The sequence below is a fragment of the Pantoea sp. VS1 genome (assembly GCF_002207995.1).
GTDB lineage: Bacteria > Pseudomonadota > Gammaproteobacteria > Enterobacterales > Enterobacteriaceae > Pantoea > Pantoea dispersa.
Genome location: NZ_NHZE01000013.1, coordinates 1 through 22,502 on the forward strand (window position 1 = coordinate 1; position 22,502 = coordinate 22,502).

20 protein-coding genes are annotated in these 22,502 nt (G+C 57.5%); 5 read left to right on the forward strand and 15 right to left on the reverse strand.

Translation table 11 applies throughout. The features are described from left to right. Positions 1-215: 215 nt before the first annotated feature. The 4 genes from CBW22_RS05920 to xseB all read right to left on the reverse strand — a co-directional run bounded on the left by CBW22_RS05920 (position 216) and on the right by xseB (position 4,284). Positions 216-1,190, reverse strand: coding sequence for an aldo/keto reductase (locus CBW22_RS05920; protein ID WP_021507166.1), 975 nt, complete (start codon positions 1,188-1,190; stop codon positions 216-218). Between the two features lie 67 nt (positions 1,191-1,257). Beyond that, positions 1,258-3,123, reverse strand: coding sequence for a 1-deoxy-D-xylulose-5-phosphate synthase (dxs, locus tag CBW22_RS05925; RefSeq protein ID WP_058775224.1), 1,866 nt, complete (start codon positions 3,121-3,123; stop codon positions 1,258-1,260). 19 nt (positions 3,124-3,142) lie between these two features. Further along, positions 3,143-4,042: a (2E,6E)-farnesyl diphosphate synthase gene (gene ispA, locus CBW22_RS05930; RefSeq protein WP_021507168.1), complete on the reverse strand. Its 900-nt coding sequence runs from the start codon at positions 4,040-4,042 to the stop codon at positions 3,143-3,145. After that, complete coding sequence (gene xseB, locus CBW22_RS05935; RefSeq protein WP_021507169.1) at positions 4,042-4,284, reverse strand: exodeoxyribonuclease VII small subunit; 243 nt, start codon at positions 4,282-4,284, stop codon at positions 4,042-4,044. Before xseB ends, ispA begins: the two co-directional genes overlap by 1 nt. 234 nt (positions 4,285-4,518) lie before the next feature. On the opposite strand from xseB, the gene thiI reads away from it, so the two are divergent. Further along, positions 4,519-5,967, forward strand: a complete 1,449-nt coding sequence (gene thiI / locus CBW22_RS05940) for a tRNA uracil 4-sulfurtransferase ThiI (RefSeq protein WP_021507170.1) — start codon at positions 4,519-4,521, stop codon at positions 5,965-5,967. A gap of 141 nt (positions 5,968-6,108) precedes the next feature. Here thiI and yajL read toward each other — a convergent pair whose 3' ends face one another. Next, positions 6,109-6,720 carry a protein deglycase YajL gene (gene yajL / locus CBW22_RS05945; RefSeq protein ID WP_088516238.1) on the reverse strand — a complete coding sequence of 204 codons (612 nt, stop codon included), beginning with the start codon at positions 6,718-6,720 and terminating at the stop codon, positions 6,109-6,111. Further along, positions 6,674-7,594, reverse strand: a complete 921-nt coding sequence (gene panE / locus CBW22_RS05950) for a 2-dehydropantoate 2-reductase (protein ID WP_058757963.1) — start codon at positions 7,592-7,594, stop codon at positions 6,674-6,676. Before panE ends, yajL begins: the two co-directional genes overlap by 47 nt. Positions 7,595-7,721: 127 nt before the next feature. Here panE and CBW22_RS05955 point away from each other — a divergent pair, with 127 nt between their 5' ends. Continuing rightward, positions 7,722-8,213: a YajQ family cyclic di-GMP-binding protein gene (locus tag CBW22_RS05955; RefSeq protein ID WP_088516239.1), complete on the forward strand. Its 492-nt coding sequence runs from the start codon at positions 7,722-7,724 to the stop codon at positions 8,211-8,213. Here CBW22_RS05955 and CBW22_RS05960 read toward each other — a convergent pair. Beyond that, complete coding sequence (locus CBW22_RS05960; RefSeq protein WP_088516240.1) at positions 8,210-9,976, reverse strand: sigma-54-dependent Fis family transcriptional regulator; 1,767 nt, start codon at positions 9,974-9,976, stop codon at positions 8,210-8,212. The two genes, CBW22_RS05955 and CBW22_RS05960, sit on opposite strands and share 4 nt — an antisense overlap. Before the next feature lie 261 nt (positions 9,977-10,237). On the opposite strand from CBW22_RS05960, the gene exaC reads away from it, so the two are divergent. Together exaC and adhP are read left to right on the forward strand one after the other, a co-directional pair. Next, complete coding sequence (gene exaC / locus CBW22_RS05965) at positions 10,238-11,758, forward strand: acetaldehyde dehydrogenase ExaC (RefSeq protein WP_088516241.1); 1,521 nt, start codon at positions 10,238-10,240, stop codon at positions 11,756-11,758. Between the two features lie 30 nt (positions 11,759-11,788). Then, positions 11,789-12,829, forward strand: a complete 1,041-nt coding sequence (adhP, locus tag CBW22_RS05970) for an alcohol dehydrogenase AdhP (protein ID WP_021507176.1) — start codon at positions 11,789-11,791, stop codon at positions 12,827-12,829. A gap of 56 nt (positions 12,830-12,885) precedes the next feature. Here the strand turns inward: adhP and CBW22_RS05975 are convergent, their stop codons facing one another. From CBW22_RS05975 to CBW22_RS06010, 8 genes are all read right to left on the reverse strand, one after another. After that, positions 12,886-14,250 (reverse strand): MFS transporter, encoded by a 1,365-nt coding sequence (locus tag CBW22_RS05975; protein WP_031279651.1) that lies wholly within the window; start codon positions 14,248-14,250, stop codon positions 12,886-12,888. Positions 14,251-14,453: 203 nt separating this feature from the next. Then, positions 14,454-15,341, reverse strand: a complete 888-nt coding sequence (gene cyoE, locus CBW22_RS05980) for a heme o synthase (protein WP_021507178.1) — start codon at positions 15,339-15,341, stop codon at positions 14,454-14,456. Between the two features lie 13 nt (positions 15,342-15,354). Further along, positions 15,355-15,684 (reverse strand): cytochrome o ubiquinol oxidase subunit IV, encoded by a 330-nt coding sequence (locus CBW22_RS05985; RefSeq protein ID WP_022549333.1) that lies wholly within the window; start codon positions 15,682-15,684, stop codon positions 15,355-15,357. Continuing rightward, positions 15,684-16,298, reverse strand: a complete 615-nt coding sequence (locus CBW22_RS05990; RefSeq protein WP_021507179.1) for a cytochrome o ubiquinol oxidase subunit III — start codon at positions 16,296-16,298, stop codon at positions 15,684-15,686. The genes CBW22_RS05985 and CBW22_RS05990 overlap by 1 nt, the downstream gene beginning before the upstream one ends. Then, entirely contained in the window at positions 16,298-18,280 is a 1,983-nt protein-coding gene (gene cyoB / locus CBW22_RS05995) for a cytochrome o ubiquinol oxidase subunit I (RefSeq protein ID WP_021507180.1), read from the reverse strand. Before cyoB ends, CBW22_RS05990 begins: the two co-directional genes overlap by 1 nt. 4 nt (positions 18,281-18,284) lie before the next feature. Next, on the reverse strand, positions 18,285-19,208 hold the full coding sequence (gene cyoA, locus CBW22_RS06000; protein WP_031279652.1) for a cytochrome o ubiquinol oxidase subunit II: 924 nt from the start codon (positions 19,206-19,208) through the stop codon (positions 18,285-18,287). A 438-nt stretch (positions 19,209-19,646) separates the two neighbouring features. Then, the gene (ampG, locus tag CBW22_RS06005; protein ID WP_059010558.1) at positions 19,647-21,134 is read right to left on the reverse strand and encodes a muropeptide MFS transporter AmpG; all 1,488 of its coding nucleotides are present in this window, start codon (positions 21,132-21,134) and stop codon (positions 19,647-19,649) included. A gap of 55 nt (positions 21,135-21,189) precedes the next feature. Continuing rightward, entirely contained in the window at positions 21,190-21,768 is a 579-nt protein-coding gene (locus tag CBW22_RS06010; RefSeq protein WP_021507183.1) for a lipoprotein, read from the reverse strand. 268 nt (positions 21,769-22,036) lie between these two features. On the opposite strand from CBW22_RS06010, the gene bolA reads away from it, so the two are divergent. Further along, on the forward strand, positions 22,037-22,351 hold the full coding sequence (gene bolA, locus CBW22_RS06015; protein WP_058757958.1) for a transcriptional regulator BolA: 315 nt from the start codon (positions 22,037-22,039) through the stop codon (positions 22,349-22,351). The last annotated feature ends 151 nt before the right edge of the window (positions 22,352-22,502 follow it).

Below are 22,502 nucleotides of genomic sequence, written 5' to 3' on the forward strand. Positions count from 1 at the left end.
CGTATTATGACCGGGCAGAAAAGCGTATTATCCGAATCGACTGACCACAAAAAGTGTTACCTGTGTGCCCGGTCTGATCTGTTACCCATGTGCCCGGTCGTACCTGAATGCGCACCCTACAGAAAGCGTTGCCATGAATGCGTTGCCGCAGGCAGGTCGCCATGCATGCGCTGCATGTGACATCAGGTCGCCCTGAAGGCGACCTGACTGGACCGTTACTCGAATCCCACCACCGGATGCGGTTGGTAGACGCTCTCCAGCTCGGCGATATCGGTTGAACTCAGCTCCACGTCCACGGCTTTCACCAGTTCGGCAAACTGCTGCTCGCGCGAGGCACCAATAATCGGCGCGGTAACCACCGGCTTATGCAGCAGCCACGCCAGCGCCACCTGCGCGCGCGTCACGCCTTTGTCCGCAGCCACCGTTGCCAGCCGTTGCGCAATGGCCGCGTCATTCTCTTCGGTGCCGGTATAGAGTTTTTCCATTACGTTATCCGACACTGAACGCGCAGTGGTTTCTCCCCACGGACGCGTCAGCTTACCGCGCGCCAGCGGGCTCCACGGCAGCACCGCGATGCCTTCGCGCTGGCACAGCGGATGCATCTCCTTCTCTTCTTCGCGCTGAATCAGATTGTACTGATCCTGCATACTGACAAAACGCGCCCAGCCATGCTGCTGCTGTAACTGCAGCGCCTGCGCAAACTGTGTGGCATGCATCGAGGAAGCCCCGATGTAACGCGCTTTGCCTGACCGCACTACCTGATCGAGCGCTTCCAGCGTCTCTTCAATCGGCGTGGCGTAATCCCAGCGATGAATCTGCAGCAGATCGACATACTCCATGCCAAGCCGCGTCAGGCTGTCATCAATCGACTGCAGAATATTGGTGCGCGACAGCCCCTGCGACAGGTTGCTCAGCGGAAAATAGACTTTGGTCGCCACCACCACCCGATCGCGCTGCGCATAATCTTTGAGCGCGCGGCCGAGGATCTCCTCACTGCTGCCGTCGGAGTAGCTGTTAGCGGTGTCGAAGAAGTTGATGCCCGCGTCCAGCGCCTGCTTAATCAGCGGTCGGCTGCTCTCTTCCGGCAGCGTCCAGGCGTGGTTACCGCGCAGCGGATCGCCATAGGTCATACAGCCTAAACAGAGACGTGAAACCTGCAGATCGGTCTGGCCTAAACGAACGGTTTTCATGAAGGGCTCCTGCTCTTATGCGTGGGGTTTTACCCTCAAGCATAGCAGCAGGAGCGGGGAAGGGCGGTTACTGCGCCAGCCAGGCGGCGATTTGCTGCTGGATGCCTGCGGCGTCCAGCTGATAATCCTGACGCACTTCTTCCTGCGTCCCCTGCGGAATGAACTCATCCGGCAGGCCGAGGTTAAGTACCGGCACGCGCAGGCGTTTCGCCATCACGTATTCGTTGACGCCGCTGCCGGCACCGCCTTTGATCGCGCCTTCTTCCAGCGTAATCAGCGCGTCGTGGCTGGCCGCCAGCTCGCTAATCAGGGCTTCATCCAGCGGCTTAACAAAGCGCATGTCGACCAGCGTGGCGTTGAGCGCCTCGGCGGCGGCCTGCGCTTCCGGCAGCAGAGTACCAAAGTTGAGGATGGCCAGTTGCTCGCCGCGACGCCGGATGACCCCTTTGCCAAGCGGCAGGCTGGCCAGCGGTTCCAGCGTGGCGCCGGTGCCGGTGCCGCGCGGATAGCGCACCGCGCTCGGGCCATCCTGATAGTGGTAGCCGGTGTAAAGCATCTGGCGGCACTCGTTTTCATCGCTTGGCGTCATGATCACCATGCCCGGCACGCAGCGCAGATAGGCGATATCAAACGCCCCCTGGTGCGTCTGGCCGTCGGCACCCACGATACCGCCGCGATCGATAGCAAACAGTACCGGCAATTGCTGAATTGCCACGTCGTGAATCACCTGGTCGTAGGCGCGCTGCAGGAAGGTGGAGTAAATCGCCACCACCGGCTTATAACCGCCGATGGCCATGCCCGCGGCGAACGTCACCGCATGCTGCTCGGCGATCGCCACGTCAAAATACTGCTGCGGATAATCACGCGAGTAGCTCACCATGCCGGAGCCTTCGCGCATGGCCGGCGTCACCGCCATCAGCCGCGCATCGTCGGCGGCCATCTCGCTCAGCCAGTTACCAAAAATTTTCGAGTAGCTCGGCAGGCCCGGCGCGCTTTTCGGCAGCGAGCCGCTGGCCGGATCGAATTTTGGCACCGCGTGCCAGGTTATCGGATCTTCTTCCGCCGGCGCGTAGCCCTTGCCCTTTTTGGTCATGATGTGCAGGAACTGCGGCCCTTTCAGATCGCGCATATTCTTCAGCGTGCTGACCAGCGTCAGCACATCGTGACCGTCGACCGGACCGATATAGTTAAAGCCCAGCTCCTCAAACAGCGTGCCCGGTACCACCATGCCTTTCAGGTGCTCTTCGGTGCGCTTCACCAGCTCTTTGATCGGCGGCAGCCCGCCCAGCACGCGCTTGCCGCCTTCGCGCAGGCGTGAATAGGTTTTCCCCGAGAGAATCTGCGCCAGGCGATTGTTCAGCGCGCCCACGTTTTCAGAGATCGACATTTCGTTGTCGTTGAGGATCACCAGCATGTCCGGCTTGATATCACCGGCGTGGTTCATCGCTTCAAACGCCATGCCCGCGGTAATCGCGCCGTCGCCAATAATGCAGGCGGTGCGGCGACCTTTGCCTTCGCGTTCGGCGGCCACGGCCATGCCGAGACCGGCGCTGATGGACGTCGACGAGTGGCCCACGCTCAGCACGTCATATTCGCTTTCGCCGCGCCACGGGAACGGGTGCAGGCCATTTTTCTGGCGGATTGTGCCAATACGGTCGCGGCGGCCGGTCAGAATCTTGTGCGGATAGGCCTGATGGCCGACGTCCCACACCAGATGGTCAAACGGGGTGTTATACACATAATGCAACGCGACGGTCAGCTCGACGACGCCCAGACCCGATGCAAAGTGGCCGGACGAGCGGCTCACGCTGTCCAGCAGATACTGACGCAGCTCGTCGCACAGGTCCGGAAGTTTTTCTTTAGGCAGTAAACGTAATTCCTGAACCGTGCCTGCTAACGCCAGTGTCGGGTATTTTGCAATATCAAAACTCATCAGAGACTCATTATATAAGTTATTTATCGCGTTCAATTATAAAGCTGGCCAGCGCCTGCAGAGCGGACGTGTCATACGACTGTGCCGCCAGCACCTCCAGCGCGCCCAGTGCTTCGCGATAGAGATCCTGCGCTTTGGCCCGCGCGTTATCCAGTCCCAGCAGCGCCGGGTAAGTGCTTTTCCCCAGCGCCTGATCGGCTCCCTGGGTTTTGCCCAGAACGGCGGTATCGCCGACCACATCGAGGATGTCATCCTGCACCTGAAACGCCAGTCCGATGGCGTTGGCGTAGATATCCAGCTGCGGCAGCGCATCGCGGCCCGCTGCACCTGCTGTGAGGGCACCGAGACGCACGGCGGCGCGGATTAGCGCGCCGGTTTTGTGGCGATGGATCTGCTCCAGCTGGTTCAGGTCCACGGATTGGCCTTCGGCGGCTAAATCCAGCGCCTGGCCACCGCACATGCCGGCCACGCCGCTGGCCTGCGCCAGTTCGGAAATCATGGCAATGCGATCCTGCGGGCTTACGCCGGGCATCGGCTGGTCCGCAAGAATGGTAAACGCCAGGGTTTGCAGGGCATCGCCGGCCAGAATCGCCGTGTCTTCGCCATATTTGATATGGCAGGTTGGCTGCCCGCGACGTAACGCATCGTCGTCCATCGCCGGCAGGTCATCATGAATCAATGAGTAAGCGTGAATGCACTCCACCGCTGCGGCGGGGGCATCCAGGCTGGCCGCCTCGGCGCGCAGCATCTCGCCAGTGGCATACACCAGAAACGGGCGCAGGCGCTTACCGCCTAATAGTGCCCCATATTGCATGGCGTTCACCAGAGGAGAACTCTGAAAAGGAAGTGGATCTATTAAGCGCGTCAACGCCTGGTTCACGCGCTCATGGTAGGCGCGCTGCAGTTGCACGAAATCCATTACTCATTTTCCGGCGTGAAAGGGGTGAGCGGGGCGTCTTTGTCGTCGCTCAGCAGAATCTGCACGCGCTGTTCCGCCGCCTGCAGGGTTTGCTGGCCGCTGCGTGCCAGCTGTACGCCGCGCTCGAATTCATTCAGCGCCTCTTCCAGCGGCAGTTCGCCACTCTCCAGACGGCTGACAATCTGTTCCAGCTGCTGCAGTGCGTTTTCAAAACTCACGGGCGCTTCGGCTTTTTTCGGCATAATCAGTGTCGACTCACAGGTTGGGACATTATGTTGCAATCGGTCATGGTAGCCGACGGGCATTGATTAGCAAAATAATCAATGCGGCGAAGGTTGCTTACAGCAGTCACCCGACAAAGGTGATATACTTGCGCGCCTCGGATGCGGTGGCTGATGCCAACCCGCAATTATATGATTTTACCAGCTAAGTGTTGATGATTTTAGCACTTATTTGCCCAACGAAGCTGTGTCGCCATGAAGTTTATCATCAAGCTCTTCCCTGAAATCACCATCAAAAGTCAGTCGGTGCGCCTGCGCTTTATCAAAATTCTGACCGGTAATATCCGTAATACCCTGCGCACCCTCGACGAAGAGATCGCCGTGGTGCGCCACTGGGATCACATCGAAGTGCGCGCGAAGAAGGAAGCGCTGCGTGCCACCGTCACGGAAGAGCTGACGCGCATTCCCGGTATCCACCATGTGCTGGCGGTCGAAGACCGCGCCTATACCGACATGCACGATATCTTCGAGCAGACGCTGGCGCTCAACCGCGAGCGGCTGGAAGGCAAGAGCTTCTGCGTGCGCGTGAAGCGTCGCGGCAAGCACAGCTTTAGCTCGCAGGATGTGGAGCGCTACGTCGGCGGCGGTCTCAATCAGCACATTGAAAGCGCGCGCGTGCAGCTGAATCACCCGGATGTGACGGTGAATCTGGAGATTGAAGACGATCGTCTGCTGCTGATTACCGGCCGCTATGAAGGCCTGGGCGGCTTCCCGATCGGCACCCAGGAAGATGTGCTGTCGCTGATTTCCGGCGGCTTTGACTCCGGCGTCTCCAGCTATATGCTGATGCGCCGCGGCTGTCGCGTGCACTACTGCTTCTTTAACCTTGGCGGCGCGGCGCATGAAATCGGCGTGCGTCAGGTGGCGCACTATCTGTGGCAGCGTTTTGGCCGTTCACATCGCGTGCGTTTTGTCGCCATCAATTTTGAGCCGGTGGTGGGCGAGATTCTGGAAAAAGTTGATGACGGCCAGATGGGCGTGGTGCTGAAGCGCATGATGGTACGTGCGGCATCGATGGTGGCTGAGCGTTACGGCGTGCAGGCGCTGGTGACTGGTGAGGCGCTGGGCCAGGTCTCCAGCCAGACGCTGACTAACCTGCGTTTGATTGATAACGCGTCCGACACGCTGATTCTGCGCCCGCTGATCTCGCACGATAAAGAGCACATCATCAATATTGCGCGTCAGATCGGCACCGAAGACTTTGCCCGCACCATGCCGGAGTACTGCGGCGTGATTTCGAAAAGCCCCACGGTGAAAGCGGTGAAGGCGAAGATCGAAGCCGAAGAGCAGAACTTCGATTTCGACATTCTGCAGCGCGTGGTGCAGGAAGCCAGCAACGTCGATATCCGTGAAATTGCGGAGCAGACGGAAGAAGAAGTGGTGGAAGTGGAAACCGTGGCGTCATTCAGCGGCAACGATGTGGTGCTGGATATCCGTTCGATTGATGAACAGGACGACAAGCCGCTGGCGCTGACCGGCGTGGAAGTGAAATCGCTGCCGTTCTATAAGCTGAGCACCCAGTTCGGCGATCTCGATCAGAGCAGAACCTGGTTGCTGTACTGCGATCGCGGCGTGATGAGCCGGTTGCAGGCGTTGTATCTGCATGAGCAGGGCTTTAAGAACGTGAAGGTGTACCGTCCGTAACCGCGGCGGGAGTTAAGCCTGGCGCGCCTGATTTCGGATGCACGGGCAAAACCCGGTGCGCAGGAATGCGCACCCTGTAATCACCGCGACGAATAAAACTGTGCGCTGATCTCGTGGGGTCGCCATTGATGGCGACCTTTTTTACGCGCGTTCTTCAAATTCCTGATAATTATAAATCCCTGCCGCCAGCACCAGCTGTGACGCGACTTCACGCGCTTGCTCTTTATCCACCAGAAGATCAATCAGCTTCAGGGCAAAATCGATCGCCGTGCCCGGCCCCTGGCTGGTCAGCAGATTAACGCGCGGATCCCACACCACGCGGCGCTCCATCCATTTCTCCTCCGGAATGGTGTGCTTCAGGCCGGGAAAACCGGTCATGTTGCCCACCGGAAACAGGTCATGCGGTACCAGTACCGTGCCCGGCGCGGCACAGATCGCCGCGACGATTTTGCCTGACAGATGACACTGGCGTACCGTCTCCACCAGCAGCGGGCTGTCGCGGAAGGTTTCAGCGCCTTTGAGGCCGCCCGGCAGGACGATGGCGGCAAAATCGTTATCCGCCACTTCCACCAGCGGTGCGTCAGCCAGCAGGCGTACGCCGCGGGAGCAGACAATCTCGCGCGTGCCGTCGCTCTCCACGCTGGCGGTGGTCACCTTCAGGCCGGCGCGGACCAGCAGGTCAATGGTGGTGACCGCTTCTATCTCTTCACTGCCATGGGCCAGGCAAACCAGCACTGATGCGTTCGCGCTCATATTGGGACTCCTTGCGTTTAATCAGGTCGTACAGGCGGGTGTTTTCCGGCAGTGCAATCCCCTGCGCACGGGCGCGACGCAGCAGGTAGCCGGTAATGTAATCAATTTCAGTCTGACGCTGCGCACGCACATCCTGCAGCATTGAGGAGACGTTGGCGGCGGTGCTGTCGATGACGTCGTAAATAATGTCGCGCAGGTTATCCAGCGCAATGTGCTGGCCCTCGCGCTCCATCACCCAGGCCAGCTCCTCGCACAGCCGGTTAATCTGCTCCGGCCAGGCGCGCAGCGCGCCGTTCTGGCAGTCGTGCTCAACCGTCAGCGTGTTGATCACGCAGTTAACTGCCAGCTTGCGCCAGCTGGCGGACGCGATGTTATCGTGCCACGCTACGTCCGGCAGCGCCTGATGCAGAATATCGGCGATATCGCTCAGCGCCGCGCTTTCGCGGCTGGCAGGTCCGATGTGGGTGATGCCCTGCGCGACATGCTTGATCACCGTGCCGTCGCGCATCGCCGCGTGCGTGGTGATGCCGCGCAGCAGCGGCTGCTGCACTTCTTTGAGCTCTTCGATCGTACCCATGCCGTTGTGCAGCAGCAGGATCGGCGCGTGGCGCGGCAGCACGCTTTGCAGGTTTTTCACCGCAGGGGAAACCTGTGGCGCTTTCAGGGTCACCAGTAGCAGCTGGCTTTCGGCCAGAAACAGCGGATCGTTAGCGATGAAGGTGTGATTGCTGACGTGGCCCTGCGGATCGACCACGTTGACCGAACAGTACGGCTGCGGTACGCGCAGCCAGCCCTGAACGTCATGTCCCTGGCGTGCAAGGGCCGCGAGCCAGATTTGCCCCAGGGCGCCGCAACCCAACACGGTAATTTTCATTATGCCTCCCGCTGGCGGGTGGGTGAATGGGTGTCACACCCTTAATTATAGCTTTCCGCGTCGCGTGTTTTATTAGCGCGACAAGACGCGTATTATGCATGTCACTTTAGTATCAGGAGAAGAAAAGATGCCATCTTTCGATATCGTTTCCGAAGTCGAACTGCCGGAAGTGCGTAATGCGGTGGAGAATGCCAACCGTGAGATCTCAACCCGTTTCGATTTCCGCAACGTGAGCGCCAGCTTTGAGCTCAACGAAAAGAATGAGACCATCAAAGTCACCAGCGAATCGGATTTTCAGGTGAAGCAGCTGGTGGATATTCTGCGTGAAAAGCTGCTGAAGCGCGGCATTGAAGGCGCGGCGATTGAAGTACCGGAAGATATTGTCCATAGCGGCAAAAGCTGGAGCGTTGAAGCGAAGCTGAAAAAAGGCATCGAAAGCGATGTCGCGAAGAAAATCGTTAAGCTGATCAAAGACAGCAAACTGAAAGTGCAGACACAGATTCAGGGTGAAGAGCTGCGCGTCACCGGTAAATCCCGCGACGATCTGCAGGGTGCGATGGCGCTGGTGCGCGGTGGCAACCTGGGTCAGCCGTTCCAGTTCAAAAACTTCCGCGATTAATCCCCTCTGTCGCGCGCCGCACGACGATACAGCGTGCTGCGCGCGACCCCCAGCGCCTGCGCCGCTTTACTGATATTGCCGTCATAGCGCTGCAGCGTTTCACTGATCAGCTGTTCATCGTGGCGTTCGCGCAGCGGCGGGGCCGGCGGGCGGCGATACTCTGCCGGCAAGTGACTTTCCGTCAGCGTTTCGCCCTCATCGGCGAGCGCCAGCAGCACGCGCAGCAGACTGCGTAACTGGCGCACATTGCCCGGCCACGGCTGCTGCGCCAGCGCCGTCAGCAGCGCCGGAGACAGCTGTACGCCACGCTGCGCGGCTCCCAGTTCCTGCCATAAATCGCGGATAAACCCGGCGACGTTCGGCCAGGCGCGCAGCGGCGGAAGGGTCAGGGCGAACTCCTGCAGACGATAGAGTAAATCTTCACGAAATTCGCCGGCGGCCACGCGCTGGGCCAGATCGCGATGCGTGGCGCAAATCACGGCAAAATTCACCGGCCAGCTGCGACTGGAGCCGAGCGGCGCCACCTCTTTTTCCTGCAGCACGCGCAGCAAACGGGTCTGCAGCGTCAGCGGCATATCACCGATTTCATCCAGAAACAGCACGCCGTCATCCGCTTCGCGAATTTTGCCGATGTAGCCATTTTTACTGGCGCCGGTAAATGCGCCGGGCTGGTAGCCAAACAGTTCGGATTCAATCAGTGCTTCGGGGATGGCGGCACAGTTGATGGCGACAAACTTGCCCGTGCGCCAGCGGCTTTGCTGGTGCAGCGCGCGGCTGACATACTCCTTGCCGCTGCCGGTTTCACCATAAATGCACAGCGAAACGCCGGCATCCAGCAACCGCAGCATTTTTGCGCCGTCAGCTCCCAGCACGCGCGGCAGATCATGCGTGCGACTGTCCCGCACGCTGACGTGGCTGCGCTGCGGCGCGCGCAGGCGGAACCAGTAGCGCTGCGTGCCAATGTCGACCGCGGCGGGAACGCTGTTGGCCTGCTGCTGCAGTTGCGGAAACAGCTGCTGAAACGTCAGGCTGGCAAAGCGGTCGGCGCTGAGAGCCAGTTCGCGCATCGCCAGCCGGTTGGCTGCGGTCAGCACATTGTCAGAGAATACCAGCAGCAATTCATCACTGGTGTCGATGCCCTGCGGCTGCGGATGCAGACTGAGCAGCCACTGCTGCGGATGCAGGCTCTGCTTCACCCACAGGTACTCGATCTGCTTTGCCGCTGCTTTCACCCGGTTCAGGGTATGCGGATGCGGAAAGTGTGCCGGACCCGAGATATCCAGCACGCCGGCTATCTGTCCGTTGGGCATCTGCAACGGCATCGCGGCACAGTACAGACCCTGATTGCGCGTCAGGAAATGCTGCTGGCCATCAATTTCACAGCCGTCATCAATCGCCAGCGCGGTGCCAATCGCATTGGTGCCGCGTCCGCATTCACTCCACAAATTACCGGGTGCCAGGGCAAAGCGCTGGGCTTTCTCCAGCGCCTGCATATCGCCAAAGGTGTTCAGCACCAGCCCGCTGGCATCGGACAGGATCACCACCGACTGCGTCTCCGCCATCTGCTGCGCCAGCTGGCGGATGACCGGCTGCGCAAACTGCTGCAGCCCGGTGTTGCTGGCCAGCACATCGGCCAGCTCGCCCTGACGCACGCGCGGGAAATCGTCGGCGCTGCGCTCTAATCCATACAGCTGGCTGCGGAACCAGGAGTCGCTTAACAGCGGGTTGGCGTGCACGGCAGACGCGGCTGAATTTCCCTGCATGAGTGACCTCAGAACGGCGTGTAAGTGTTGCAACATTGTAGCGTTCGGGTTTCAGCACTGTTGCGATACGCAACACAGATACAGTGTTTGTCCCGGGGAACTGGCAGGGTTGCTGGCGGGGCATGAATTTATTTGATTGATAAATAATGCATTTATCGCTTTTGCGCCTGATGAGAAAAAACTGGCACGCGCGCTGCAATACCAACACAGGCAGTTGCGCTGCCTGTTCAGACCCTCTGACCTGATAATAAGGAGTTTGCGATGCGTTATGCACATCCCGGCACGCCCGGCGCGCTGGTCTCTTTCCAGGCGACCTACGGCAACTATATCGCCGGCAACTTCACCGAGCCGCTGAGCGGCCAGTACTTTATGAACACCTCGCCGGTAGACGGCAGCGATATTGCCGGGTTCCCGCGCTCCGACGCGCGCGACATTGATCTGGCGCTGGATGCGGCGCATCAGGCTGCGGATGCGTGGGGCAAAACCAGCGTACAGCAGCGCGCCAACCTGCTGCTGCAGGTGGCCGATCGTATGGAAGCCAGTCTTGAGAAGCTGGCGGTAGCGGAGAGCTGGGATAACGGTAAACCGATTCGCGAGACGCTCAACGCCGATCTGCCGCTGGCGGTCGACCATTTTCGCTATTTTGCCGGCTGCCTGCGCGCGCAGGAGGGCAGTACCGCCGAGATCGACGAAACCACGGTGGCCTATCACTTCCACGAGCCGCTGGGCGTGGTCGGACAGATCATCCCGTGGAACTTCCCGCTGCTCATGGCGGCGTGGAAGCTGGCACCGGCGCTGGCCGCCGGTAACTGCGTGGTGCTGAAACCGGCTGAGCAGACGCCGCTTGGTATTACGCTGCTGATGGAGCTGATTGGCGATCTGTTCCCGCCGGGCGTGCTGAATGTGGTGCAGGGCTTTGGCCGCGAAGCCGGCGAAGCGCTGGCCACCAGCAAGCGCATCGCTAAAATTGCCTTTACCGGATCCACGCCGGTCGGGCGGCATATCATGGCCTGTGCGGCGGAGAACATCATTCCCTGCACCGTCGAGCTGGGCGGCAAATCACCTAACATCTACTTCGCGGATGTGATGTCGGGCGAAGAGGCGTTCATCGAGAAAGCGGTCGAGGGGCTGGTGCTGGGCTTCTTTAATCAGGGCGAAGTCTGTACCTGTCCATCGCGCGCGTTGATTCATGAATCGATCTACCAGCCCTTTATGGAGCGGGTGCTGGCGAAGGTTGCCACCATTCGCCGTGGCGATCCGCTTGATACCGACACCATGATCGGTGCTCAGGCTTCCCGCCAGCAATTCGACAAAATCCTGTCCTATATCAACATCGCCCGTGAAGAAGGCGGTCAGATTCTGACAGGGGGCGAGCGTGCGCATATCGCCGCGGAGCTGGATAACGGATTCTACATCCAGCCCACCCTGATCAAGGGCAGCAACCAGATGCGCTGTTTCCAGGAGGAGATTTTTGGGCCAGTGATTGGCGTCACCACGTTCCACGATGAGGCAGAGGCGCTCGCTATCGCCAATGAAACCCAGTTTGGTCTGGGCGCGGGCGTGTGGACGCGCGATACCAATCTGGCGTATCGCATGGGCCGCGGCATCAAAGCCGGTCGCGTCTGGACCAACTGCTATCACATCTATCCCGCCCATGCGGCATTCGGTGGCTACAAGCAGTCGGGCGTCGGGCGTGAAACCCACAAAATGGCGCTCAGCGCCTATCAGCAAACCAAAAATCTGCTGGTCAGCTATGGCACAGCGCCACTGGGGCTGTTCTGAGTCCGCATCCGTTCAAATGGAGAGTGAAAGATGAATATGCAAATCAAAACCACCATGAAAGCCGCGATTGTGAAGGCGTTTGGTGAACCGCTGGTGATTGAGCAGGTGCCGGTGCCGTCCGTTGGGCCAGGACAGATTCTGGTGAAAATCGCCGCCACCGGCGTGTGCCACACCGACCTGCACGCCGCCGAAGGCGACTGGCCGATCAAGCCCAATCCGCCGTTTATTCCCGGCCATGAAGGCGTCGGGCAGGTGGTGGCCATTGGCGAAGGGGTGAAGCATCTCAAACTGGGTGATCGCGTCGGGGTACCGTGGCTCTACTCGGCGTGTGGCCACTGCGAGCACTGCCTCGACAGCTGGGAGACGCTGTGTCTGTCGCAGCAGAATGCCGGCTATTCGGTCAACGGCAGCTTTGCCGAGTACTGCCTGGCGGATGCCAACTACGTCGGCATCATTCCGGATAACGTTGAGTTTAATGAAGTGGCACCGATCCTGTGTGCCGGTGTGACGGTTTACAAAGGCCTGAAGATGACCGATACCAAACCGGGTGACTGGGTGGTGGTTTCCGGCATCGGCGGCCTGGGGCACATGGCTATTCAGTATGCGGTGGCGATGGGGCTTAACGTGGCGGCGGTCGATATCGACGACGATAAGCTGGCATTTGCCAAACGGCTCGGTGCCAGCGTGGTTGCCAATGCGAAGCAGGTCGATCCGGCGAAAGTGTTCCAGGAAAGTTTTGGCGGTGCGCACGGCGTGCTGGTGACGGCGGTCTCGCCAAAAGCGTTTGAACAGGCGATCGGCACGCTGCGTCGCGGCGGCACCATGGTGCTTAACGGCCTGCCACCAGGGAAATTCGATCTCTCGATCTTCGACATGGTGCTGGATGGCATCACGGTGCGCGGCTCAATTGTCGGCACGCGTAAAGATCTGCAGGAGGCGCTGGATTTTGCCGGTCGCCATAAGGTGAAAGCGAATGTCGCGGTTGAGCCGCTGACTAACATCAACGATATCTTTGCGCGCATGCACGCCGGTAAAATTGAAGGGCGTATTGTGGTGGATATGTCGCTGTAACGTCGCTGAGCGGACCGCGTGGAGCCAGATCATCGCGGTCCGCTGAGGCTAAATCATTAACTGCTGGCGAGCAGCGCCTCCAGCTCCACGCGGCTCGTCACTTTGCTGTCAATTTTAATGTAGGCGCTTTTCTCTTCCGGCACGATAAACACCGACGCCACGCCGGGCTGCGCGCGCAGCCGTTTCTCCAGATTCGGTACTGCCAGCACCGCATCACTCAGCACCAGGCGCAGGCTACTGACATACGGCGGCTCCTGCATCGACATGGCGACAAACAGCCACGCCGCAGCCACTATCGCGCCGACCAGAAACACCGTTTGCGCATCGAAGTGGCCGAAAATCCAGCCGCCCAGGCTGCCGCCAATCGCGACGCCAATAAACTGGCTGGTGGAATAAATCCCCATGGCCGTGCCTTTGTAGCCCGCCGGCGACTCTTTGCTGATCAGCGACGGCAGAATCGCTTCCATCAGGTTAAAGGCGAGGAAAAACAGCTGCACGCCAATCACCAGCGTCCAGAAGTGGCCCGCGGCGCCCCACAGTACAATTTCCGCGATGATGATCAGCGCCACGCAGCCGACAAACACCCGCTTCATGCGGCGCTTTACCTCGGCATAGATAATAAACGGCACCACGGCGACAAACGCCACCAGCATGGTCACCAGATACACTTTCCAGTGTTCAGCCGCCGGGAAGCCCGCCTGTTCAAACTGGCCCGGCAGCGCGACGAAGCTCGACATCAGCAAAATGTGCAGACAGAGAATGCCGATATTCAGCTTCAGCAATTTGGGATTGGCCAGCACCGCGCGAATGCTGCCTTTGACCATGCCGGATTCGCGGTTCAATACGTGGCCCGGCGCATTAGGCACGACCAGCAGGGTGATCACGATACCCAGGCTGGCGAGCAGGGCAATCATCCAGAACAGCGCGTGCAGACCCAGCGCGTGCGTGACAATCGGGCCGACCACCATGGCAATCGCAAAGGTAACGCCGAAGCTGATGCCGATAAACGCCATCGCTTTGGTGCGGTTCTGTTCACGGGTCAGGTCTGACAGCAGCGCCATCACCGCCGCGGCAATGGCACCGGAACCCTGCAGCGCGCGACCAAGGATAATGCCCCAGATGGAGGTGCTGGTGGCGGCAATAAGGCTACCGAGCACAAACAGCAGCAGGCCACCGACAATCAGCGGCTTGCGGCCAATACGGTCGGACAGCAGACCAAAGGGGATCTGAAACACGGCCTGTGCCAGACCATAAATACCAATTGCCAGACCGATCAACGTTTCGCTGGCGCCCTGTAAAGCCATACCGTAAGTGGTCAGTACCGGCAGGACCATAAACATTCCCAGCATGCGCAGGGAAAAAACTGTGCCTAAACCCCATGTTGCCCGAAGCTCAACTGGTGTCATTCTATTATCGTTCATTCCAACCTCTGTAAGTTTATGCCCCTGGGACTTCAGGTTGCAGCGGCACAGGTTGCGCGCCCTTATCTGCGACCCGGCTCACCGGGACATGCAGCGCTTATTTTAGAAAGCAGGGCAGGGCGGGTAAAACAATTGTTTTTAAGCAGTGGTAACAAAAAGAAAGGGCGCGAAATTCGCGCCCTTGTCCGGAGTAACGGTCTGACTTACCAGACGTAAGTCAGCAGGTCCTTAGAGGCCGGGGCCATAAAGTCCACCGACATCATCACGCTCAGCGCAGTGATGGCGACAATGGAGAACACGAACAGTTTACGCGCCCAAACTTTGTCGTTTGAGGTTTTGTAACCTGACAGTGCCATACCCAGCCACCACACGCTGACGGCGGCAGCCACCACCAGATATTTGTAGCCAGCATAACCGCCCAGCGACAGCATCAGCGTGGCAATCATGAACGCCAGGATGTACAGCGTAATATGATTTTTCGCCACGGAGATGCCTTTCACCACCGGCAGAACCGGAATATTGGCGGCCTGATAATCTTTGAAGCGGAAGATGGCAATCGCGTAGGAGTGCGGCATCTGCCACAGGCTAAAGATAGCCAGTAAGATTAACGCGCCAGCATCAAACTGGTTGGTCACCGCACAGTAGCCAATCACTGGCGGCGCAGCGCCAGAGAGGCTGCCAATCAGCGTGCCATAGACCGAATGACGCTTCATGTAGAGGCTGTAAATGCCGACATAGACGACGAAGCCCATCACCGCCAGCCACATGGCCAGCGGGTTAGCGCCAAAATACAGCAACGCAAAGCCAGCAATACCCAATGCGGTTGCATAAACCAGGCTTACTTTCGCCGAGATCAGGCCTTTGACCAGAACACGGTTCCGCGTTCTCTCCATTTTGATGTCGATGTCACGGTCAATCACATTGTTGAATACACAACCGGATGCGACCACCAGCGAAACGCCCACCAAAGCGACGAGAAACAGGGGGTAATCAATGCTGCCTTTTGAAGCCAGCAGGAATCCACCGATCACAGAAATTAAATTGCCGAAAATAATTCCTGGTTTTGTTACTTGCAGGTATTGCTTAATCATTACGCGTGACTCTTTAGTGGGCCATCATGTTGTAGTTGAGGTTCCACATAATCCACAGTGAGCCAATCACCACAATCAGGATAATGACCGCGGAGAAGACAATGGCCACCATGTTCCAGCCACCCTCGGATTTGCTGTCCAGATGCAGGAAGTAGACCAGGTGCACCAGCACCTGAACCACTGCACACACCAGAACCACACCCAGAATGGTGCCGTGAGAAGCACTGCCATCCATCACCATCCAGAACGGGATCGCCGTCAGGATGATCGAGAGGATGAAGCCGATCATGTAAGACTTCACGCTACCGTGAGATGCACCATGTTCGTTTACAGAATGACTCATTACATGGCCCCCATCAGATAGACAACGGTGAATACGCAGATCCACACCACATCCAGGAAGTGCCAGAACAGGCTCAGACACATGATACGGGTGCGGTTGGTGGCGCTCAGACCGCGTTTAGCGATCTGGAACATCAGCACGGCCATCCAGATCAGACCAGAGGTCACGTGCAGACCGTGCGTACCGACCAGCGTAAAGAAGCCAGACAGGAAGCCGCTGCGGTCAGGACCGAAACCTTCCTTGATCAGGTGATGGAATTCATAGATTTCCATCCCGATAAATCCGGCACCGAACAGGAAGGTCAACGCCAGCCAGCTGATGACCGAACCTTTGTTCTGGTTGTTCATCGCAATCACTGCCATACCATACGTGATGGAGCTCAGCAGCAGCAGCGCGGTTTCAACCAGCACAAACGGCAGTTCGAAGATATCTTTACCTGCCGGGCCACCGGCAGTGTTGTTAACCATGACCGCATAGGTCGCAAACAGGGTTGCGAAGATAATGCAGTCACTCATCAGGTAGATCCAGAAGCCAAAGACTTTATTGGCTCCCGCATCGTGATGCCCATGCTCCGCATGGGCGTCGTGGTGGTGTTTAACGGTTTCAGTTGACATTATTTCAGACCTGCTTTGCTGATGTCATCAAAGTGCTTCTTCTCGATCTGCTCGATTTCAGCAACCGGTACGTAGTAATCCACGTCTTCATCGAAGCTCTTCACAATCCAGGTCACGATGGTGCCAAGGAAAGTAAGACCTGCCAGCCACCAGATGTGCCAGATTAGGGCAAAACCGAAGACTGTCATGAAGGCAGCGATAACAATGGCCGCGCCGCTGTTTTTCGGCATATGAATTTCTTCATATTTTTCTGGCTGCTTGTACGCTTCGCCTTTCTCTTTCATTTCCCAGAACGCATCACGCTCGTGGATATGTGGGATCACAGCAAAGTTGTAGAACGGCGGAGGTGAAGAGGTTGCCCACTCCAGCGTACGGCCGCCCCACGGGTCACCGGTCAGATCGCGGTTCTGCTCACGGTCACGTACCGATACCCAGAACTGGATAAGCTGGCACAGGATACCGCAGGCGATCAGCGCTGCACCGCCTGCTGCAACTACCAGCAGAGAGTGGAACTGCGGATCGATGTCCTGGCTCAGACGACGGGTCATCCCCATGAAGCCCAGAGCGTACAGCGGCATAAAGGCAACGAAGAAGCCGATGATCCAGAACCAGAAAGCACGTTTGCCCCAGGTTTCGTTCAGGGTGAAGCCGAAGGCTTTCGGGAACCAGTAGGTCACGCCAGCCATACAACCGAACACCACACCACCGATGATAACGTTGTGGAAGTGTGCAATCAGGAACAGGCTGTTGTGCAGCACGAAGTCTGCGCCTGGTACCGCCAGCAGTACGCCGGTCATCCCACCAACGGAGAAGGTGACCAGGAAGCCGATGGTCCAAAGCATCGCCGAGTTGAACTCGATACGACCCTGATACATGGTGAACAGCCAGTTAAAGATTTTCACCCCGGTCGGAATCGCGATGATCATCGTCATGATACCGAAGAAGGCGTTAACGTTCGCACCGGCACCCATGGTGAAGAAGTGGTGCAGCCAAACGATGAACGACAGAACGGTAATGGCGATGGTTGCCCACACCAGCGAGGTGTAACCAAACAGACGCTTTTTCGAGAAGGTGGCCGTGACTTCAGAGAAGACACCAAACACCGGCAGAACGAGGATGTACACCTCCGGGTGACCCCAGACCCAGATCAGGTTGACGTACATCATCATGTTACCGCCCATATCATTGGTAAAGAAATGGAAGTCGAGGTAACGATCAAGCGTCAACAGTGCCAGCGTCACGGTCAGAACCGGGAACGCAGCGATAATCAGGACGTTAGTACACAGTGCTGCCCAGGTGAATACCGGCATCTTGAACAGGTCCATGCCCGGTGCACGCATCTTCAGAATGGTTACGAAGAAGTTGATACCGGTCAGCGTGGTACCAATACCGGAGAGCTGGAGACTCCAGATCCAGTAATCGACCCCGACGCCAGGACTGTATTCTGCCCCCGAGAGCGGTGGATAAGCCAGCCAGCCGGTCTGTGCGAATTCGCCCACACCCAGTGACAGGTTAACCAGGATCACACCGATAGCGGTGAACCAGAAGCTCAGGTTGTTCAGGAACGGGAAGGCAACGTCACGGGCACCGATTTGCAGCGGAACCGCGATGTTCATCAGACCCACCACGAAAGGCATCGCCACGAAGAAGATCATGATCACGCCGTGAGCGGTGAAGATCTGATCGTAGTGGTGCGGTGGCAGTATGCCTGCTTCCCCGGCGGAAGCCATCACCTGTTGGGTACGCATCATTACCGCATCGGCAAAGCCGCGCAGCAGCATGACAAAGGCCATGATGATGTACATGATACCCAGTTTTTTGTGGTCGATGGAGGTTAACCATTCAGACCACAGATACTGCCATTTACCGAAATAGGTAATAGCAGCGATCAGCGCCAGACCACCAATGATGATACCGGCGACCGTAACCATGATAATGGGTTCATGGTAGGGCACTGCATCCAGTGTTAATTTTCCGAACATCGTATTATTCCTCGGCTCCCGCAGCTGCGGCGTGATTCATGTCCATGCCTTCGTGCGACATGTCCATTTTCCCGTGGCTCATCATGAACTTATCAATAACCTGCTTGAACAGTTCCGGATTCGCAGTTGAGAAATATTCCACCGGGTGATTTTCACTTGGCGCAGCCAGTTTTTCGAAATCATCCATGGTGGTCAGCGTGTTAGGTGCCGCTTTAACTTTGGCAACCCACTGCTGGAATTCCGCATCGTCTTTGGTGGCAATGGCTTTGAACTTCATGCCAGAGAAACCGCGACCGCTGAAGTTAGCAGAGATACCGTCGAACGTACCTGGCTCGTTGGCGATCAGGTGCAGTTTGGTCTGCATACCCGCCATGGCGTAGATCTGGCTGCCGAGCGTAGGAATAAAGAAGGAGTTCATGACGGAGTTCGAGGTGATCTTGAAGTTCACCGGAGTATTTGCCGGGAAGGCAATCTGGTTGACGGTTGCAATACCCTGTTCCGGGTAGATGAACAGCCATTTCCAGTCCAGTGCCACTACGTCGATCTCAACCGGTTTCACGTCAGAGGCCAGCGGTTTGCTCGGCTCCAGCGCGTGGGTTGATTTCCAGGTCAGCACGCCGAGGAAGAGAATGATCAGGATCGGAATGGTCCAGACCACGGCTTCCACTTTGTTAGAGTGTGACCAGTTAGGGCTATACTTCGCGTTGGTATTGGTTGCCCGATATTTCCAGGCGAACACAACAGCCATTAAGACTGCCGGAATAACGACGATCATCATCAAGCCGAAAGCTGTCAGAATCAGTGAACGTTGCTCCAGTGCAATCTGTCCCTTGGGATTTAACAACGCACTATCGCAGCCGCTGAGTAATACAGCGCCTGCAATTAATGACAAAATCCCCAAACTTTTATTGTATTTCCTGAGTCTCATTTAACGACCTCAATGACAAAGGGCTCTATTGTCGTTTAAGTGTGCGCGCATTTTACGGGAAGGTTTATGCAGTGTAAACCAGCTTAAGGATGTGTCAGAAGGCTGTTGACACCTTTTGCTAAGGGTGTCACAGATGTTGCGCAGGGTGACAAATTATTAACTGCGACAAGCAGTTGGCGGCAATATAACAAAAACCAATGACATTAACCGCAGAGAAAACAGGGAAAGCATAAACCGGAGTTTTAATACTCATTTATTTAACAATTCTGCATCATTTTGGCGATGAAATTTCTACAAATTAATTGCTCACCGGATTTAAATATTACGCAGGATTGTTAATTTAATGTTTCTATTTCGCGTTAAAAAAAATGCTATCGCTTAAAATTCGCCAGGAGCTATTTTTAAGCGATTTATCCCCGTCTGGCAAATAGCGCAGCGTTAATGTGCACGATTTGACGCTGTTTTTCTTAATGCCAGCCAGTCCAGCATCACGCCGAGTAGCACCGCCAGCAGCGCCAGCGCCATCCCTGCCTCAAACAGATGGGTTGGCAGCGTCGCGCTGTGCCAGATATCCGCCGCACGCAGTGCCAGCGTCAGCAGCCAGAGCGCCAGCAGCGTACAGCCCGTCGCGAACAGGCGTACCGTCCAGCGATAACCCTGTGGCCACAGGCTGCGCTTCATGAATTCACCGCTGTGCTGCATTGCCTGTAGCGTGCCGCGACACGCCCACAGCAGCAGCAGGCCTGGTACGGCGGCCACCACGGTAAAGGCATAAAATACCGGCCAGCCCCATAGTTCGACCAGCCAGCCAGCCGCCGGACCGACATACACGCGTCCAACCGCTGACAGCGCTGACAGCAGCGCGAACTGCGTGGCCGAGAACGATTTGTTGCACAGCGTCATCAGCAACGCCACAAAGGCGGCGGTGCCCATGCCACCGCACAGGTTTTCGATAAATACCGCGCTGGCCATGCTCCACAGATGCGGTGGCGTTACCGCCAGCAGCCAGTAAGCGAAATTAGATACCGCCTGCAGCACGCCGAAGATCATCAGCGCGCGGAACAGGCTCAGGCGCTGCATCAGCACGCCGCCGTACAGCGCACCAATAATAGTCGCCAGCAGGCCGAGCGTTTTATTCACCAGACCGACATCACCGGCGCTGAAGCCCACGCCGCGAATCAGGAAAGTGGTGGTGAGCGAAGCGGCGAACGCGTCGCCCAGCTTGTAGAGAATGATTAAGGTGATCAGCAGCCAGGCGTTGTTGCGCTGAAAGAAATCCTTCAGCGGAAACGCGACGGCCTGACGCAGCGAGTGCGGCTCGCGCACCGGCGCCTCAGGTTCACGCGCCAGCAGCGTAGCGATCAGACCGGGCACCATCAGCAGCGCCATCAGCCAGTAGGTGGCCTGCCAGCCGAGATAGCGATCCGCCAGCCACAGCGCCAGGCCGCCGGAAATCAGCATCGCCAGCCGGTAACCGAGCACGGTAATCGCCGCGCCGCTGCCACGCTCTTCCGGCGGCAGCACATCGGTTTTCCACGCATCAAACACAATATCCTGCGAGGCTGAGCAGAAAGCCACCAGCACCGCCAGCGCCGCCAGCAGGGTAAGGTCGCGTGACGGCTGCATAAAGCCCATCGCCACAATGCCGGCAATCAGCGCTAACTGCGTGACCAGCAGCCAGCCGCGCCGCCGGCCAAGAAAGGGCGGGGTATAGCGATCCATCATCGGCGACCACAGGAACTTAAACACGTAAGCCTGACCGACGAGGGAGAAGAAACCAATGGTTTTCAGGTCGACATTCTCTACCGTCATCCAGGCCTGGAGCGTACCGGCGGTCAGCGCCAGCGGCAGACCGGAAGCGAAACCGAGCAGCAGCAGGACCGCAGCGTTACGTTGGGTAAAAATACGCAGATAGTGAGATGTCATAGCCAGCCTGAAATGAAGCCCGGTCAGCGGGGACCGGGCAGGTTACTGCGGAAAATTAACGCGCGTTTTGCTTGATGAAGTTATTGACGCTGGTGTCCTGCGCCATATCGGCAATCACGTCGCTCAGGGTCGAGTTAACCGCGTTGGTGATCTTATCGTTAGTGGCGCTGAAGGCACCCTCTACGCTGTAAGTCTGACGGTAGTTTTTCACCTGCTTGTTGCCGTTTTTCGCGGTAGCGATAATAGAGATATCCGCTTTGGTGGTGATGCTGTAACGCACGTTGCCCTGCGTAACATCGGCGTACAGGCCATTAACCACGATCTGCAGATCCACCGCGCCGTTCGGGCCAATCATGTAGCCGCGCGAGGTCATCTGCTTCTCCAGCACTTCCTGCAGCAGGAAACGCAGGTCACGTGATGGGGTCAGGGTGATCAGCTGGCCATCGCGGTTCACTTTGGCCAGCGCCTGATCGCTGCGCTGATCGGCACCGTTAACGCTGACGGTAACGCCCATCAGGCTCGGATCCTGCTGTGGCAGCTGGATTTTTGGCTGGATGTTTAGCGTGGTGTTATTGCTGGCGCAGCCGGCCAAAATAAAGGCAGCCAGCAGAGGGAATAACAGTTTTTTCAACATACTCATTCTCGTTAGCATATGGGTTGGTTTGCAAAACTGCGGCCATCATAGCATTGCGGCACGGCGAAAAAAGCCCCGCACCAGGGGAAATTGATTGTAAAGGATTTTTTCGGACAGCCGGACGCGGTAACCGATTGACCGACAGCCTGAGCAGGCTAAGATGCGCAGCGCAGCAGGATTTATTTCCTGCCAGACTGCGGGAAAGGTAAAAAACCTACTAATATTTAAACAGATGGGGCACAGCGCTCGCCGTAGAGGAGTGTTAACAATGATTCGCGAACAAATAGAAGAAAAGCTGCGTAACGCTTTTGAGCCTGCACATCTCGAAGTGCATGACGAAAGCTATCGTCATAACGTGCCTGCCGGTTCTGAAAGTCACTTCAAAGTGGTGATCGTCAGCGACCTTTTCACCGGACAGCGCTTCCTGCAGCGTCACCGCGCCATTTATGGTGAGCTGGCGACCGAACTGGCAGGCAGCGTCCATGCGCTGGCGCTGCATACCTACACGCGCAAAGAGTGGGATGGACTGCAGGATACCGTACTCGCCTCACCGAACTGTCGCGGTGCCGGTACGCTGGCCTGAGTTTTCCTCTCCAGCTTCCTCCAAAACGGCCTGCGGGCCGTTTTTTCTTACCTCAATGATGCACAAACGCGATCTGCGGCGCAAAAAAGCAGCAAAACCGTTAAAAAGTGGTGAGTTTGCAGCCTCGACTCATTCCGGGGATGCCGCTATA

Excerpts from the sequence above, each read along its gene's own strand:
- CBW22_RS05920 (WP_021507166.1), bottom strand. The coding sequence starts at position 1,190 with ATGAAAACCGTTCGTTTAGGCCAGACCGATCTGCAGGTTTCACGTCTC.
- dxs (WP_058775224.1), bottom strand. The coding sequence starts at position 3,123 with ATGAGTTTTGATATTGCAAAATACCCGACACTGGCGTTAGCAGGCACG.
- ispA (WP_021507168.1), bottom strand. The coding sequence starts at position 4,042 with ATGGATTTCGTGCAACTGCAGCGCGCCTACCATGAGCGCGTGAACCAG.
- xseB (WP_021507169.1), bottom strand. The coding sequence starts at position 4,284 with ATGCCGAAAAAAGCCGAAGCGCCCGTGAGTTTTGAAAACGCACTGCAG.
- thiI (WP_021507170.1), top strand. The coding sequence starts at position 4,519 with ATGAAGTTTATCATCAAGCTCTTCCCTGAAATCACCATCAAAAGTCAG.
- yajL (WP_088516238.1), bottom strand. The coding sequence starts at position 6,720 with ATGAGCGCGAACGCATCAGTGCTGGTTTGCCTGGCCCATGGCAGTGAA.
- panE (WP_058757963.1), bottom strand. The coding sequence starts at position 7,594 with ATGAAAATTACCGTGTTGGGTTGCGGCGCCCTGGGGCAAATCTGGCTC.
- CBW22_RS05955 (WP_088516239.1), top strand. The coding sequence starts at position 7,722 with ATGCCATCTTTCGATATCGTTTCCGAAGTCGAACTGCCGGAAGTGCGT.
- CBW22_RS05960 (WP_088516240.1), bottom strand. The coding sequence starts at position 9,976 with ATGCAGGGAAATTCAGCCGCGTCTGCCGTGCACGCCAACCCGCTGTTA.
- exaC (WP_088516241.1), top strand. The coding sequence starts at position 10,238 with ATGCGTTATGCACATCCCGGCACGCCCGGCGCGCTGGTCTCTTTCCAG.
- adhP (WP_021507176.1), top strand. The coding sequence starts at position 11,789 with ATGAATATGCAAATCAAAACCACCATGAAAGCCGCGATTGTGAAGGCG.
- CBW22_RS05975 (WP_031279651.1), bottom strand. The coding sequence starts at position 14,250 with ATGAACGATAATAGAATGACACCAGTTGAGCTTCGGGCAACATGGGGT.
- cyoE (WP_021507178.1), bottom strand. The coding sequence starts at position 15,341 with ATGATTAAGCAATACCTGCAAGTAACAAAACCAGGAATTATTTTCGGC.
- CBW22_RS05985 (WP_022549333.1), bottom strand. The coding sequence starts at position 15,684 with ATGAGTCATTCTGTAAACGAACATGGTGCATCTCACGGTAGCGTGAAG.
- CBW22_RS05990 (WP_021507179.1), bottom strand. The coding sequence starts at position 16,298 with ATGTCAACTGAAACCGTTAAACACCACCACGACGCCCATGCGGAGCAT.
- cyoB (WP_021507180.1), bottom strand. The coding sequence starts at position 18,280 with ATGTTCGGAAAATTAACACTGGATGCAGTGCCCTACCATGAACCCATT.
- cyoA (WP_031279652.1), bottom strand. The coding sequence starts at position 19,208 with ATGAGACTCAGGAAATACAATAAAAGTTTGGGGATTTTGTCATTAATT.
- ampG (WP_059010558.1), bottom strand. The coding sequence starts at position 21,134 with ATGACATCTCACTATCTGCGTATTTTTACCCAACGTAACGCTGCGGTC.
- CBW22_RS06010 (WP_021507183.1), bottom strand. The coding sequence starts at position 21,768 with ATGTTGAAAAAACTGTTATTCCCTCTGCTGGCTGCCTTTATTTTGGCC.
- bolA (WP_058757958.1), top strand. The coding sequence starts at position 22,037 with ATGATTCGCGAACAAATAGAAGAAAAGCTGCGTAACGCTTTTGAGCCT.